The sequence below is a fragment of the Shewanella sp. Scap07 genome (assembly GCF_013394145.1).
Taxonomy (GTDB): domain Bacteria; phylum Pseudomonadota; class Gammaproteobacteria; order Enterobacterales; family Shewanellaceae; genus Shewanella; species Shewanella waksmanii.
On the sequence record NZ_CP041329.1, the window covers coordinates 5,024,615 to 5,040,752 of the forward strand.

Sequence of the window (16,138 nt, forward strand, 5' to 3'; positions counted from 1 at the left end):
CATCCATGCCATCAAGGCATTTGTTAGTCCTAAACATCAGATTTGCCGAATGCCAGAAACGCATGGACGCAGTTTCTGGCCAAGCTCAGCGACGGGGCGACGTAGGGAGTAGGCATTGCACACACGTGCTTAAGTGGATAAGCCACCTAATATAAATACTGGCTCTTTGGAGCCATTAACTAGCCTATTTCACTATGCTCCAAACGCAAAAAAGCCACCTTAATAAGGTGGCTTCTTCACTTAAATAGGCGCCTGGAAATGACCTACTCTCACATGGGGAGACCCCACACTACCATCGGCGCAATTGCGTTTCACTTCTGAGTTCGGGATGGGATCAGGTGGGACCACAATGCTATGGTTTCCAGACAAATTTGGTACAATTTAGAAAGCTAATTATTTATGCCCTATTCAGGCTAAGTCCACTTCAATCAAGTGTTTGTATTCTTCTGTAAGTTTCACCACCAGTAAAACCCATTAGGGTTGTATGGTTAAGCCTCACGAGTCATTAGTACATGTTAGCTCAACGCCTCACAACGCTTACACACCATGCCTATCAACGTCCTAGTCTCGAACGGCTCTTTAGAGGAATTAAATTCCTAGGGATGACTCATCTTAGGACTCGCTTCCCGCTTAGATGCTTTCAGCGGTTATCGATTCCGAACGTAGCTACCGGGCAATGCTATTGGCATAACAACCCGAACACCAGCGGTTCGTCCACTCCGGTCCTCTCGTACTAGGAGCAGCTTCCTTCAATCATCCAACGCCCACGGCAGATAGGGACCGAACTGTCTCACGACGTTCTGAACCCAGCTCGCGTACCACTTTAAATGGCGAACAGCCATACCCTTGGGACCGACTTCAGCCCCAGGATGTGATGAGCCGACATCGAGGTGCCAAACACCGCCGTCGATATGAACTCTTGGGCGGTATCAGCCTGTTATCCCCGGAGTACCTTTTATCCGTTGAGCGATGGCCCTTCCATTCAGAACCACCGGATCACTATGACCTGCTTTCGCACCTGCTCGACGTGTATGTCTCGCAGTTAAGCTGGCTTATGCCATTGCACTAACCGTACGATGTCCGACCGTACTTAGCCAACCTTCGTGCTCCTCCGTTACTCTTTGGGAGGAGACCGCCCCAGTCAAACTACCCACCAGGCACTGTCCTCAACCCCGATTCAGGGGCCAGAGTTAGAACATCAACACTACAAGGGTGGTATTTCAAGGTTGACTCCACAAGAACTGGCGTTCCTGCTTCAAAGTCTCCCACCTATCCTACACATGTAGGGTCAATGTTCAGTGCCAAGCTATAGTAAAGGTTCACGGGGTCTTTCCGTCTAGCCGCGGGTATACGGCATCTTCACCGCAATTTCAACTTCACTGAGTCTCGGCTGGAGACAGCGTGGCCATCATTACGCCATTCGTGCAGGTCGGAACTTACCCGACAAGGAATTTCGCTACCTTAGGACCGTTATAGTTACGGCCGCCGTTTACCGGGGCTTCGATCATGAGCTTCTCCGAAGATAACCCAATCAATTAACCTTCCGGCACCGGGCAGGCGTCATACCGTATACGTCATCTTGCGATTTTGCACAGTACTGTGTTTTTGATAAACAGTTGCAGCCACCTGGTATCTGCGACTGCCGTCAGCTTAGGGAGCAAGTCCCATCACCAACAGCAGCGTACCTTCTCCCGAAGTTACGGTACCATTTTGCCTAGTTCCTTCAGCCGAGTTCTCTCAAGCGCCTTGGTATTCTCTACCCGACCACCTGTGTCGGTTTGGGGTACGATTCCTACTAACCTGAAGCTTAGAAGATTTTCCTGGAAGCATGGCATCAACTACTTCAGTCCCTTAGGACCTCGTCATCAACTCTCAGTGTATGCGCACCCGGATTTGCCTAAGTGCACCACCTACAGCCTTAAACGCGGACAACCAACGCCGCGCTAGCCTAGCCTTCTCCGTCTCTCCATCGCAGTTAGCAGAAGTACGGGAATATTAACCCGTTTCCCATCGACTACGCCTTTCGGCCTCGCCTTAGGGGTCGACTCACCCTGCCCCGATTAACGTTGGACAGGAACCCTTGGTCTTTCGGCGAGGGAGTTTTTCACTCCCTTTATCGTTACTCATGTCAGCATTCGCACTTCTGATACGTCCAGTGTGGGTTACCCCTTCACCTTCAACCGCTTACAGAACGCTCCTCTACCGCTCAATACAAAGTATTGAACCCATAGCTTCGGTGTATTGCTTAGCCCCGTTAAATCTTCCGCGCAGGCCGACTCGACTAGTGAGCTATTACGCTTTCTTTAAATGATGGCTGCTTCTAAGCCAACATCCTAGCTGTCTAAGCCTTCCCACATCGTTTCCCACTTAGCAATAACTTTGGGACCTTAGCTGATGGTCTGGGTTGTTTCCCTTTCCACGACGGACGTTAGCACCCGCCGTGTGTCTCCCGAGTAGTACTCATTGGTATTCGGAGTTTGCAAAGGGTTGGTAAGTCGGGATGACCCCCTAGCCTTAACAGTGCTCTACCCCCAATGGTATTCGCTCGAGGCGCTACCTAAATAGCTTTCGAGGAGAACCAGATATCTCCCGGTTTGATTGGCCTTTCACCCCCAGCCACAAGTCATCACCGCATTTTTCAACATACGTGTGTTCGGTCCTCCAGTTGATGTTACTCAACCTTCAACCTGCCCATGGCTAGATCACCGGGTTTCGGGTCTACACCTTGCAACTAAACGCGCAGTTAACACTCGGTTTCCCTACGGCTCCGCTATTCGCTTAACCTCGCTACAAAATGTAAGTCGCTGACCCATTATACAAAAGGTACGCAGTCACGGTCTCAAGGACCGCTCCCACTGCTTGTACGTATACGGTTTCAGGTTCTATTTCACTCCCCTCACAGGGGTTCTTTTCGCCTTTCCCTCACGGTACTGGTTCACTATCGGTCAGTCAGGAGTATTTAGCCTTGGAGGATGGTCCCCCCATGTTCAGACAAGATGTCACGTGTCCCGTCCTACTCGATTTCACGTAAAGTTAGTTTTCATGTACGGGGCTATCACCCTGTGCCGCTGTGCTTTCCAACACATTCCACTAACACCCTCTACGCTTAAGGGCTAATCCCCGTTCGCTCGCCGCTACTAGGGGAATCTCGGTTGATTTCTTTTCCTCCGGGTACTTAGATGTTTCAGTTCCCCGGGTTTGCCTCATAACGCTATGTATTCACGTTATGATACTCACTTATGTGAGTGGGTTTCCCCATTCGGACATCGTTAGCTCAAATGCTTGTTACTAGCTCGCCAACGCTTTTCGCAAGTTACTACGTCCTTCATCGCCTCTGACTGCCAAGGCATCCACCGTATACGCTTAGTCACTTAACCATACAACCCAAATAAGTTTCATAATGAAACCAACGCCCAAGCGGGTAAGCTCGGTGGTTGTATTGCAACTAATGGTGTTTACTTTCGCCAAAAGAATACTCATGAATACCCACCTTACGGTGTGCATTCGGCACTTGATTAAAGTGTTTGAGAACTCAATTATAAATAATTTCGCAATTTTAACTTTCGTTAAAACTACTATCAGCTTTCCAAATTGTTAAAGAACCAGCATCACCGCTTGGGTGTGCCACTCGCTCTTACAAGAACAAGTTATCTGTGTGAACACTCAACAAACATCAAGTTAGTCGTATAGGTAAGGAGGTGATCCAGCCCCAGGTTCCCCTAGGGCTACCTTGTTACGACTTCACCCCAGTCATGAACCACACCGTGGTAAACGCCCTCCCGAAGGTTAAGCTATCTACTTCTGGTGCAGCCCACTCCCATGGTGTGACGGGCGGTGTGTACAAGGCCCGGGAACGTATTCACCGTGGCATTCTGATCCACGATTACTAGCGATTCCGACTTCATGGAGTCGAGTTGCAGACTCCAATCCGGACTACGACGAGCTTTCTGGGATTAGCTTCACCTCGCGGCTTCGCAACCCTCTGTACTCGCCATTGTAGCACGTGTGTAGCCCTACTCGTAAGGGCCATGATGACTTGACGTCGTCCCCACCTTCCTCCGGTTTATCACCGGCAGTCTCCCTAAAGTTCCCACCATTACGTGCTGGCAAATAAGGATAAGGGTTGCGCTCGTTGCGGGACTTAACCCAACATTTCACAACACGAGCTGACGACAGCCATGCAGCACCTGTCTCAGAGTTCCCGAAGGCACTAAACCATCTCTGGTAAATTCTCTGGATGTCAAGAGTAGGTAAGGTTCTTCGCGTTGCATCGAATTAAACCACATGCTCCACCGCTTGTGCGGGCCCCCGTCAATTCATTTGAGTTTTAACCTTGCGGCCGTACTCCCCAGGCGGTCTACTTAATGCGTTAGCTTGAGAACCCAGTGTTCAAGACACCAAATTCCGAGTAGACATCGTTTACGGCGTGGACTACCAGGGTATCTAATCCTGTTTGCTCCCCACGCTTTCGTACCTGAGCGTCAGTCTTTGTCCAGGGGGCCGCCTTCGCCACCGGTATTCCTTCAGATCTCTACGCATTTCACCGCTACACCTGAAATTCTACCCCCCTCTACAAGACTCTAGTTTGCCAGTTCGAAATGCAGTTCCCAGGTTGAGCCCGGGGCTTTCACATCTCGCTTAACAAACCGCCTGCGTACGCTTTACGCCCAGTAATTCCGATTAACGCTTGCACCCCTCGTATTACCGCGGCTGCTGGCACGAAGTTAGCCGGTGCTTCTTCTGCGAGTAACGTCACAGCTAACGGGTATTAACCGTTAACCTTTCCTCCTCGCTGAAAGTGCTTTACAACCCGAAGGCCTTCTTCACACACGCGGCATGGCTGCATCAGGCTTTCGCCCATTGTGCAATATTCCCCACTGCTGCCTCCCGTAGGAGTCTGGGCCGTGTCTCAGTCCCAGTGTGGCTGATCATCCTCTCAGAACAGCTAGGGATCGTCGCCTTGGTGAGCTCTTACCTCACCAACAAGCTAATCCCACCTAGGTACATCCAATCGCGAAAGGTCCGAAGAGCCCCTCCTTTCCCCCGTAGGGCGTATGCGGTATTAGCAGTCGTTTCCAACTGTTATCCCCCTCGACTGGGCAGTTCCCTAGGCATTACTCACCCGTCCGCCGCTCGTCAGCAAAGAAAGCAAGCTTTCTTCCTGTTACCGCTCGACTTGCATGTGTTAGGCCTGCCGCCAGCGTTCAATCTGAGCCATGATCAAACTCTTCAATTAAAGTTTTGTTGAGACCTAAGTCTCGGCTCAATGAATTCTGATTCATCACTTAGACTCGGAAGAATCTAAGGATGTTTGTACATATTGCTATGAACACTCATTCTTACATTGAGTAAAATTTTTGATTACCTAAAAAGGTAATTTCGAATAACTCAACACCTGTGAGTGTCCACACAGATTTCTTGTTTCATCTTGTTAAAGAACGTTCGCCTCATACTGGAGTCCAGCGGGCTAGGGCTGCGTATTCTACGCTTTCCTTGGTTGGCGTCAAGTGATTTTTTAAAAAGTTTTTTAAGTGGTTACTTACTGCACACCAGTGCGTTAAGTCACAGCTAAAAACCTCATCTCACTTGCTGCCCTGACTCTTCTGTACATCGCTATGCAGCGCTGTTTGCCGTGTCAGTGGGAGCGCATTATAGGGAGCTGAACTTTTTACGCAAGTGCTTTTTGAAAGAAAATGACATTTTTATTACCGAGCGGCCATTTATCAGACGATACGCACAAAAAAGGGGCTAAAAGCCCCTTTTTTAGCGCTTTGCGCGCTGATACCAATGCACTACTGGCTGAAGAAACGTGACTCTTGGGTCGCTTCTATCGTTTTACCATCCGTTGTAGTCGATACTTTGAAGTTAACTTTCAGCATCGACCGAGACAGTTCGTATGGGTCGACCGCAACACTAATAGGTAACGTTAGAATCTCGCCACCTTTCATAGTGACTTGTTGCGGGCCATACCATTCATAGTTAGGTAGCCCCTCTATCGTCAACTTATATTGGTGAGTCTGCTCAGTCTTGTTGAGCAGCTTTAACGTAAAGGTGTTCTCTACCAGGCCTTGGTTATTTTCACGGAACAATTCATTACGGTCACGAATCACATCAATACGCACCGGAGCGATTGTTGCGCTGGCATAGATAAAGATAGTGATCATGGCTGCTAGCACTGCGCCATAGCCCACTAACTTAGGACGCAGTACTTTCTGCTTGATACCGTCGAGTTTGTTCTCGGTAGTATAAGCAATCAAGCCTTTGTCATACCCCATACGCTGCATCGTGGTATCACATGCGTCAATACAAGCACCACAGTTAATACATTCATATTGTAAGCCGTTACGAATATCGATACCCGTTGGACACACCTGAACACATAAGTCGCAGTCTATACAGTCACCAAGACCAAGGGCTTTAGGATCGGCTTTACGTGAACGTGGCCCGCGGGTTTCTCCGCGTTTGGCGTCGTAGCCCACAATAAAGGTGTTCTTATCAAACATCGCAGCTTGGAAACGTGCATAGGGGCACATATGAATGCACATAATTTCTCGCATCCATCCCGCGTTACCGTAAGTAGCGAAAGTAAACAGCACCACCCAGAAATAGATACCACCACTGGCATTGAGGGTGAACACGTCTCGATAAACTTCAGAAGTGGGCACGAAATACGACACAAAGGTCATGGCGGTTAACAAAGAGATGGCTATCCAGGCCGCGTGCTTTGCAGTTTTGCGCCATAACTTATTAAAACTCCATGGCATCTGGTCTAGCTTTATCCGTTTATTACGCGCACCTTCGAGTTTCTCTTCAAACCAAATAAAGATAAAGGTCCATACGGTTTGGGGACAGGTATAGCCACACCACACCCGACCTAAATAGGTGGTGACAAAAAATAGCCCAAATGCGGCCACCATTAATAGTGCAGCGAGTAAAGTTAGATCTTGAGGCCAAATGGTCAACGCAAAAATATGAAACTTCTGCTCACCAAGGTTAAACCATACCGCTTGACGGTCTCCCCAAGGGATCCAAGGTAAGATAAGAAAGAACAACATCGCAACCCAACCTAAGCGTCTTCTTAGTTGAGTCCACACACCCTCTATCGCACGTACATATATTCGGTTTCGCGGGTTAAATCTATCTGCCTTACTCGCATCAGGCTGGTGAATCTTAATCCGTTCGGCCTTGGAAAAGTCTTTCTTGGAAGAATTTGAGGTCATCTTTATAGCCTTACAGCTTTAATAATGCATAAAAACTAGCTTATTATACTCACATATATCACATTTTGTTCACCAAAAACTGGGGTTAGATCACATGAAAGGCTGGATTATTTTAGCTATCGGAGTAGGCGTGCTCTATTACCTGGCAACCGAAACCAATGAGCTCGACAAACCCATCGCGCAGACAGAAGCCTTATTGAGTCAAATCGAAAACAAAATCGATGCGATGACAGGTACACAGATCATCAAAGTCGACAATCGCATTAACAACATCAAGGATGAAATTAGTGATCGTTTATCTAATGCAGAACTTGTTGTATTAGATGCCATTCTCGCTTCAGAGCAAAGTGTCTCTGAGTACAAGCAGAGCTTTTGTGGTAGCAAAGCCCCAAGGCACAATGATCTCAGCCGAGATAATCAGCGTTTTATTTGCGATAAAATCAACTAAGCGCACTGCTTTTAGTTGAGACAATTGACCTAAGTAGAGAATAAGCCTAGCCTTTGCAGATTATGTTTTGATAATCATGTTAAGGGCTAGACTATGACTCAGCAGGTTTCCGATATATTTGATCCTACTTTATGGGAACAAGTATCTGAATTTGATTTTGAAGATATCACTTATCATAGAGCCAAAGATCAGGGCACTGTACGTATCGCCATTAACCGCCCTGACTGCCTCAACTCCTTTCGTCCCAAAACCGTTGATGAGTTGTACACAGCGTTAGATCATGCAAGGCAATGGTCGGATGTAGGTTGTGTGCTGTTAACCGGTAATGGCCCTTCGGCAAAGGGGCAACATTCATTCTGTGCTGGCGGCGATCAACGCATTCGCGGTAAAGATGGCTATAAATATGAAGCTGAAGAAGCGGGTAAGCCTGATATTGCGCGTATGGGCCGATTACATATTTTGGAAGTACAACGTCTGATCCGCTTTATGCCCAAAGTCGTGATTGCGGTGGTACCTGGCTGGGCAGTGGGTGGAGGTCATAGCTTACATGTAGTGTGTGATTTGACTCTTGCCTCAAAGGAGCATGCGGTATTTAAGCAAACCGATCCAGATGTAGGTAGTTTTGACTCTGGCTATGGCAGTGCTTACTTAGCTAAGATGATCGGTCAAAAACGCGCTCGCGAGATTTTCTTCCTTGGCTTTAATTACAGTGCTGAAGAAGCATTTGATATGGGTATGGTTAATCGTGCCATTCCTCATGCTGATCTGGAAACTGAAGCGCTTGCTTGGGCAAAAGAGATTAATAGCAAGTCACCCACCGCGATGCGTATGCTCAAATATGGCTTTAATTTGCCTGATGATGGTTTAGTCGGACAACAACTGTTTGCCGGCGAAGCGACTCGACTAGCTTATGGCACCGATGAAGCCCAAGAAGGTCGGGATGCATTTCTAGAAAAGCGCGATCAAGACTTTGGAAAATTCCCTTGGCACTACTAAGCCATTAGTTCGCCACCATAGAAAGTCAAATACGCCTGCCAATGCAGGCGTATTTATTTCATCGACCTGAGCCAATCGAATCTATCTATTAATGCTATCGGCACGCTATTAGTCTTTGCCTATTTACAACTCAAATGATAATGATTATCATTTGCAGCATATTCATTAGGAGATAACGGTCATGGCTAAAACACTTACCTTTGCTATATTACATTTCGGTGTTGCATTCACCATCACTTATTTATTAACTGGTAGCGTTGTGATCGGCGGTGCAGTGGCGCTAATTGAGCCCGCTATCAATACCGTTGTATTCTATTTCCATGAAAAAGTATGGAAGCGGTTTGAGAACAAACAAAAACTGAAGCCGTTAGCCGCCTAAATGTTTGCTCGGTGCTTGTTGTACATAAGTGCTCAAAAAACAACCAGCCACGCTTATGTCATAAAAGGTTCATAAAAGGTTTACTTTCACAATAATAAACTGACTTATTCACAGCCCACCAACGCGTGAGCTTAAGTGAAGATTAATTTGAAATGAACTGCATCGCCAAACACCTAAACCCATTAAACAGCATTAGCCAATAAGTCGCTATTGTACTTATATCAGCGGCTATCCGACTTGTTTTAAGAAATCTTTGCTTGCTTTTCTAGCAGAAACTCCATCTTTTTGAGTTATCCACATCCTGTAAATCTTTTGCGCTAACTTCATCACACTCGTCACGCGACAACAAAAAACCATCGTAACCAAACTGTCATATTCATCTGTCTTAATGCGCTGGCTTTCAAATTGTTGAAGCAGATAACACTCTCTATAACCATTTTAAGTGGAACTTGTAATGAAGAAAGTAATTGGTTTACTTACAGCTGTTGGTTTAATGGCAACCCCGCTTGTACAAGCAAGCACTGTAACAGTATCTGGCTCAACTTCTGTAGCACATGTGATGGAAGTATTAGCTGAAAATTATCAAAACAGCGCCAACAAGAATGTGGAAGTGCAAAGCACTGGCTCATCAGCAGGCATCCGCGCAGCTAAAGATGGCACCAGCATGCTTGGTATGTCATCACGTAATGTAAAAGATAACGAACTCACTAGCGATATCAAAGAAGTCGTCATCGCTCGTGATGGTATTGCAGCAGCAGTTAACAATGCCAACCCAGTTAAGAACCTAACTCAAGAACAAATCGCCAAGATTTACCGTGGTGAGATTAAAAACTGGAGCGAAGTAGGCGGTGAAGCACGTCCTATCGTTGTAGTGACTCGTGAAGCAGGTTCTGGTACTCGCGGTGCATTTGAAGAGATTATGAAGCTACAACGCACTGTAAACGGCCATAAAGTGACAGCAATTTCACCTACGGCACAAGTGGGTAACGGTAACGGCATGATCAAAACTATCGTAGCTAACAACCCTTACGCTATTGGCTATATCTCACTAGGTAGTGTTGATGATTCACTGCGCGCCATCGATGTAGACGGTGTTGCAGCAAGCGATACCAACATTGCAGCCGGTGACTATAAAATTGCACGTCCATTTATTGTATTAATGGATAAGTCAGCACCAGACAGTGCCAAGCAATTCATCGACTACATCATGTCTAACGACGGTCAAAGCATTGTCGCAGCTGAAGGCTACATTCGCGTTCAGTAATAGGCTTTTCCAGAACGGCAGTGATTGCTCCATCACTGCCGTTTTGCACTTTTTATAATCGGTAAGACATTGAGGCACAGTGATGGATACGGCAACAAAGATCCGCACAGCAAATATTAAAATTAAACCCAATAAAAGCTTTGACCCTATCGGCATGGCTTTTCATGCGTTATTCCTATGTAGCGCGATGGTTGGGGTGATCTCGGTCGCCACGATCGGTTGGTTTGTTTTTCAAGAAGGTTTACCTGCATTTTCAGAAGCAGGCGTCGTTAATTTAATCACCGGACGCGAGTGGCTACCACCAGCACTATACGGCATCTTCCCGATGATTGTTGCATCACTCATATCGACCTTAGGTGCGGTTATGATTGGTGTGCCCATTGCTATATTAACAGCAGTGTTCCTTGCAGAGCTGGCCCCAAAGTGGTTGGCAAATATTGTTAGACCTGCCGTAGAACTTCTTGCAGGCATTCCCTCTGTTGTCTATGGCTTCTTTGGCTTGGTCATTATCGTACCCGCCATCGAGACACTATTTAATATCCCCGCTGGTAACACAGTACTGGCGGGTATCATCGTATTGGCAATTATGATTTTGCCAACCGTAATTACGATTTCAGAAACTTCCATTCGCGCACTACCGGCCACTTACAAAGAAGGTGCGTTAGCACTGGGTGCATCGCATATTTACAGTATTTTTAAGGTACTGGTTCCGGCAGCGAAAAGCGGTATTTTAACAGGTGTTGCGCTGGGTATTGCCCGCGCTATTGGTGAAACCATGGCCATTATTATGGTAATGGGTAACGCACCAGCTATGCCTGGGTCACTACTTGAACCGGCACGTACCTTAACCGCCAATATTGCAATGGAAATGGCCTACGCAACGGGCATTCACGCAAGCGCGCTTTATTCTACTGGCATAGTGTTACTGGCTTTCATTGTATTGCTGAATGCTAGCCTACTGTATGTGAACAGAACACGAGCATAATCATGAGATTAACTAGAGATAATCAAGACAGGCTAATGCTTGTCGCCATCTGGGGCGCTGCCGCAACAACGATTATGTTTTTGCTGTGGGTTGTCTGGCATATTTTAAGTAATGGCCTAGCCCATGTGACTTGGGACTTTATTACTGGTGCCTATACACGTATTGGTGAAGCTTCAGGTATTTGGGCGATGATTGTATCGACCGTGTACATGGTACTGTTGTCGCTGGCAATTGCTGCACCTATTGGCATCATGACCGCCATCTACCTGACCGAGTACGCCAAGCCTGGCAGCAGCGTTGTAAAGATGATTCGCTTCTGCATTGAGTCATTAGCGGGTATTCCATCTATCGTCTATGGCTTATTTGGTATGACTTTCTTCGTCACTACCTTGGGATTAGGCTTTTCAATATTGTCAGGCTCGTTAACCCTAGCCATGTTGATATTACCTGTACTTATCCGTACCACTGAAGAAGCCCTGCTTGCAGTACCACTGAGCTACCGTGAAGGTGGTTATGCACTTGGCGCCTCAAAAATCTATACCATTTGGCGTCTAATTTTACCCAGCGCCATGCCTGGCATCGTAACGTCCGTCATCTTAAGTACCGGGCGAGTGATTGGTGAATCTGCCCCAGTATTCTTAACTGCAGGTATGGTGACCCAAATACCAGAATCGGTACTGGAATCAGGTCGAACCCTAACGGTCCACCTATACAAACTTACACAAGAGCTATTTACCCAATATGAATGGGATCAAGCCTACGCAACTGCAACTGTATTGATTGTGTTAGTGCTAGTGCTCAACATGGCAACGAAATTCATTGCCAGTAAATTTAACAAAGCCTCTCATTAAGGTCAGTAACCATGAATAAATTAGCCGTTAATAATCTCAATCTTTTTTATGGTGACAACCACGCCCTAAAAGATATCTCTTTGCCTATCCCAGCCAAACAGGTCACTGCTTTAATTGGTCCTTCTGGGTGTGGTAAGTCGACGCTATTGCGTACACTGAACCGCATGAACGACCTTGTTGAAGGCGTGAAAATTACCGGTGAAGTGGCCTTTGAAGGTGATGATATCTATCGTGACGTCGATGTGAAGCAACTACGGATGCGGGTTGGCATGGTGTTTCAAAAACCAAACCCATTTCCAATGAGCATCTATGAAAATGTTGCTTTCGGCCTGAAAGCACAAGGGATCAAAGATAAAAAAGTGCTCGACGCCGCCGTTGAAGAATCTCTACGCAGCGCCGCATTATGGGATGAAGTTAAAGACCGCCTTGATGCACCGGGCCAAGGCCTATCTGGTGGTCAACAACAACGTTTATGTATCGCACGTACCATCGCCATGAAGCCAGAAGTCATCTTGATGGATGAGCCTACAAGCGCGTTGGATCCCATTGCGACCCATAAGATTGAAGATCTAATGGATGAACTGCGTAAGAAGTTCACTATTGTTATTGTGACTCACTCAATGAATCAGGCGAAGCGTATTTCAGATAAGACAGCATTTTTCTGGATGGGAGAGCTTGTAGAACATGGGGAAACCACACAAATATTCAATCAACCACAAGATCAGCGCACACAAGGTTATGTCAGTGGTGAGTTTGGTTAACTAAATGCTATAAGCAGTTGTAGTATCACTATCACCAATAGGATGCCACTAACGCCCTGCCAGAAACGAACCGGATCACGCACCAGCAATGGTGCGTTTTCTGTTTCTGTCAGTACCGCTTGATTTGGCGTCGACAGATCAGCCACCAGCTCTGACATACTGGTATACCGCTCACGATTGTCTGGATGACAAGCCCGCTTGATAACCTGATCAACCCAAAAAGGGACATCTTGACGATGTCTGCTGAGCGGTTGATATTGCCAGTCATAGGCTTGGCGACTGGATTGGTAAGTCACACTGCGCTTTTTAAATGGCCGCTCACCACTAAGCATTTCATACAGTATCACCCCCATAGAGAAAATATCTGACTGGTGATCGGCACGGCCATCAATGTACTCAGGCGCAATATAGCCTAAATCACCCAGTGGAATAGCATCTGCCGGAGATTCACTATCTGCAAGCCCTTGCGCATCGGCTGCACCATAATCAAGCAACACGATCTCGCCGCTGGGCGTCAGCATCATGTTTTCTGGTTTCAAATCCCGATGAGTGACCCCAATTCGCTGCAAGGCTCGCACGGCTGCCGCCATCGCGGAAAAGACGTTTCTAACTTCAGTTAACGTGGGTTTAGGGTGGTCAAACATCCATTGCCGCAAGGTAATGCCAGGCACAAACTGACATAAATGATAAAGAAAACGAGATTCTTGCGGATAAATACGCATTAGCAAAGGTGAGCTGGTTCGCTCACCAATCCACTGCTCGCGAATAAATGCTTTGCGATAATCAAGATCATCTTGATAACTGAGCGACGGCACTTTCATCAAATAGGTTTGTTGATACCGTGGAGATTTAACCGCATAAATATGACTTCGACTGCCGCTGTAGAGTATTTTTTCAACCCGCCATTGATCGATACTTTGTCCCTGCTCCAGTACAGGCGGAATAACTCGATGTAACAGTTGCTGATTTAGCTCGCTAATGTCTGCATAAGGTAGCGTATTAACTTTAACCAATAGGCAACTAAGGTTGTCATTGCTGCCGGCCATGGCCGCTTGCGCAACAATGTCGTTGGCGCACTGTTCAAGATCGGTTTGTTGCGACAATAACTCACCAAGCTGAGTATTAGACAGCCAATCATGTACACCATCGGTACTTAACAGGTAAATATCATCACGCTGCAGCTCATGGGTTTGATAGTCGACCTCAACTTGACTATCAATCCCCAGCGCTCGGGTAAGAAAACCTTTATCACCCAGTCCCTGGCGACAATGGTCTTTAGTTATTTGCAACAACTTACCCTGGCGATAACGATATATTCGCGAATCGCCTACATGTAAAAAATGTGCTGTGGCCGACTTGAATACCACAGCACTAAACGTTGATACGAAGCCATTATGACGTAACTGTGATTGTTGAGAATGATGATACAGCCAACGGTTGAGCGAGCTTAACACTCGCGACACCGCCTGCTTAACTCCCCAAGTATCAGGCGTTGCATAATAGTCTTCAATAAATTGGGTAACACAAGTTTGGCTTGCTTGCTGGCCATGTTGACTGCAGCTGACACCATCGGCAATACAAGCACTGGCGCCTTTATGATTAAGCTGCGCCACACGGGTGGGTTTATGAGCCGCAAAAGCATCTTGGTTGTGCTCACGTACACCGGCACTAGAGCAGCCACCAAAACTGACATCTAGCTGATTTTCACTGACTAAACTCGGCTGCTTTTGCGTCATCATTAACCTTCACTAGTGATGTGAAACTTGAATCAGTTCAACACTACCATCTTCATTCACTTCTGCAATTTGGCCTTTAGGCTCTTCCATAAACAGTAAGATAATAAAGCCAAGTACAGCGGTCGCTGAAATCACATAGAAGAAAGTACTGTAGTCAACAAATGACAACACCGTTAGGTAACATACCGCTCCCACATTACCGTAAGCACCTGTCATACCGGCAATTTGCCCAGTCATACGGCGTTTAATTAATGGCACCGTGGCAAACACCGCGCCCTCTCCAGATTGCACGAAGAATGAACACACCATTGCTGCAGCGACTGCGACCCAAACAGGCCATTCACTGTTAACTTGTCCCATCAAGAAATAACCTGCCGCCAATCCTGCTGTGAGAATCAATAGCGTCGGCTTACGACCAAATTTATCAGAAATCCAACCACCGCCAGGACGAGACATGAGGTTCATAAAGGCATAGGCCGACGCGACCATACCGGCTAACACAGGCGATAAGGTAAAGGTTTCAGCGAAAAACAGCGGTAACATCGACACCACAGCCAGCTCTGAACCAAACGTGGCAAAGTACAACACATTAAGTACCGCAACCTGCTTAAACTTGTAACGATGAACTTCAGGCACCGGCTGGGTAAAGATGTACTTATTCACTTTCCACACTTGTGACACTTCGTACAAATAAAGTAAGGCTAAGCCAAGGTAGATGAAGTTAACTGCCATCTCACTAAGCATCGAGACGCCACTCGGAGACAGCTTCCATGCTAACAATGCCAAAGCGCCGTACATTGGCAATTTCATCAGTAACAATAGGTAAAAATCACCTTTAGAAGTGACTTCCATTGCAGTTAAGTTCTTAGGCTTGAAATAGGTCGCGCCTTTAGGGGTATCTTCAACATTGGCATAAAACACAAACGAGAACACTAGGCTCATTAGACCGGTAATCGCCATGGCATAGCGCCAGCCATCATCACCGCCAAACATCAAGGCTACAGTGGGCAGTGTAAAAGCGGCTGCCGCAGAACCGAAGTTACCCCAGCCCCCGTATATACCCTCAGCAGTACCTAGCTGGTTGTGGGGAAACCACTCTGAAACCAGACGAATACCAATAACAAAACCCGCACCAATAAAGCCCAGTAAGAAACGAGCTATAGCAGCTTGGGTAAAGGTGTCGGCCAGTGCAAAAGCAAAACAGGGTAAGGAACAGATGGCCAATAATGCCGAATATACAACACGTGGACCAAACCGGTCAGTTAGCATGCCGATGATCACCCGCGCCGGAATAGTAAAAGCGACGTTAAGGATCAACAGGGTTTTTATTTCTGCCGTTGTTAAGCCTAAGGTCTCTTTGACCGATTGCAGCAAAGGTGCAAAGTTAAACCACACCACAAAAGTGATGAAGAAAGCCATCCAGCTAAGGTGTAACACCTTCATTTTTCCACTGAATGACAGCAGGTTAAAGCGGTTATCCGTGCTCATAAGTTCTCCG

10 protein-coding genes and 3 rRNA genes are annotated in these 16,138 nt (G+C 46.8%); 7 read left to right on the forward strand and 6 right to left on the reverse strand.

Features of this window, described 5'->3' with window-relative positions:
- Window positions 1–250: 250 nt before the first annotated feature.
- From rrf to ccoG, 4 genes are all read right to left on the reverse strand, one after another.
- Window positions 251–366, reverse strand: a 5S ribosomal RNA gene (rrf, locus tag FLM48_RS22215).
- 118 nt (window positions 367–484) lie between these two features.
- Window positions 485–3,377: ribosomal RNA gene (locus FLM48_RS22220) — 23S ribosomal RNA — on the reverse strand.
- Between the two features lie 314 nt (window positions 3,378–3,691).
- Window positions 3,692–5,236, reverse strand: a 16S ribosomal RNA gene (locus tag FLM48_RS22225).
- The 16S, 23S and 5S rRNA genes sit together here, the layout of an rRNA operon.
- 556 nt (window positions 5,237–5,792) lie before the next feature.
- Entirely contained in the window at window positions 5,793–7,220 is a 1,428-nt protein-coding gene (ccoG, locus tag FLM48_RS22230) for a cytochrome c oxidase accessory protein CcoG (protein ID WP_028774171.1), read from the reverse strand.
- Between the two features lie 94 nt (window positions 7,221–7,314).
- On the opposite strand from ccoG, the gene FLM48_RS22235 reads away from it, so the two are divergent.
- From FLM48_RS22235 to pstB, 7 genes are all read left to right on the forward strand, one after another.
- Window positions 7,315–7,668, forward strand: coding sequence for a hypothetical protein (locus FLM48_RS22235; RefSeq protein ID WP_179026176.1), 354 nt, complete (start codon window positions 7,315–7,317; stop codon window positions 7,666–7,668).
- 93 nt (window positions 7,669–7,761) lie between these two features.
- Window positions 7,762–8,664 (forward strand): 1,4-dihydroxy-2-naphthoyl-CoA synthase, encoded by a 903-nt coding sequence (locus tag FLM48_RS22240; protein ID WP_179026177.1) that lies wholly within the window; start codon window positions 7,762–7,764, stop codon window positions 8,662–8,664.
- Between the two features lie 181 nt (window positions 8,665–8,845).
- Window positions 8,846–9,043: a DUF2061 domain-containing protein gene (locus FLM48_RS22245; RefSeq protein WP_028774174.1), complete on the forward strand. Its 198-nt coding sequence runs from the start codon at window positions 8,846–8,848 to the stop codon at window positions 9,041–9,043.
- Window positions 9,044–9,497: 454 nt separating this feature from the next.
- Window positions 9,498–10,307 (forward strand): phosphate ABC transporter substrate-binding protein, encoded by an 810-nt coding sequence (locus tag FLM48_RS22250; protein ID WP_028774175.1) that lies wholly within the window; start codon window positions 9,498–9,500, stop codon window positions 10,305–10,307.
- Window positions 10,308–10,389: 82 nt separating this feature from the next.
- Complete coding sequence (gene pstC / locus FLM48_RS22255) at window positions 10,390–11,292, forward strand: phosphate ABC transporter permease subunit PstC (protein WP_028774176.1); 903 nt, start codon at window positions 10,390–10,392, stop codon at window positions 11,290–11,292.
- A 2-nt stretch (window positions 11,293–11,294) separates the two neighbouring features.
- Entirely contained in the window at window positions 11,295–12,143 is an 849-nt protein-coding gene (pstA, locus tag FLM48_RS22260) for a phosphate ABC transporter permease PstA (RefSeq protein WP_037471380.1), read from the forward strand.
- Window positions 12,144–12,154: 11 nt separating this feature from the next.
- The gene (gene pstB / locus FLM48_RS22265) at window positions 12,155–12,904 is read left to right on the forward strand and encodes a phosphate ABC transporter ATP-binding protein PstB (protein ID WP_028774178.1); all 750 of its coding nucleotides are present in this window, start codon (window positions 12,155–12,157) and stop codon (window positions 12,902–12,904) included.
- Here the strand turns inward: pstB and FLM48_RS22270 are convergent.
- Window positions 12,901–14,643 (reverse strand): bifunctional protein-serine/threonine kinase/phosphatase, encoded by a 1,743-nt coding sequence (locus FLM48_RS22270; protein ID WP_179026178.1) that lies wholly within the window; start codon window positions 14,641–14,643, stop codon window positions 12,901–12,903. The genes pstB and FLM48_RS22270 overlap by 4 nt on opposite strands.
- Before the next feature lie 9 nt (window positions 14,644–14,652).
- Window positions 14,653–16,128 carry a NarK family nitrate/nitrite MFS transporter gene (locus tag FLM48_RS22275; RefSeq protein ID WP_179026179.1) on the reverse strand — a complete coding sequence of 492 codons (1,476 nt, stop codon included), beginning with the start codon at window positions 16,126–16,128 and terminating at the stop codon, window positions 14,653–14,655.
- Between the last annotated feature and the right edge of the window lie 10 nt (window positions 16,129–16,138).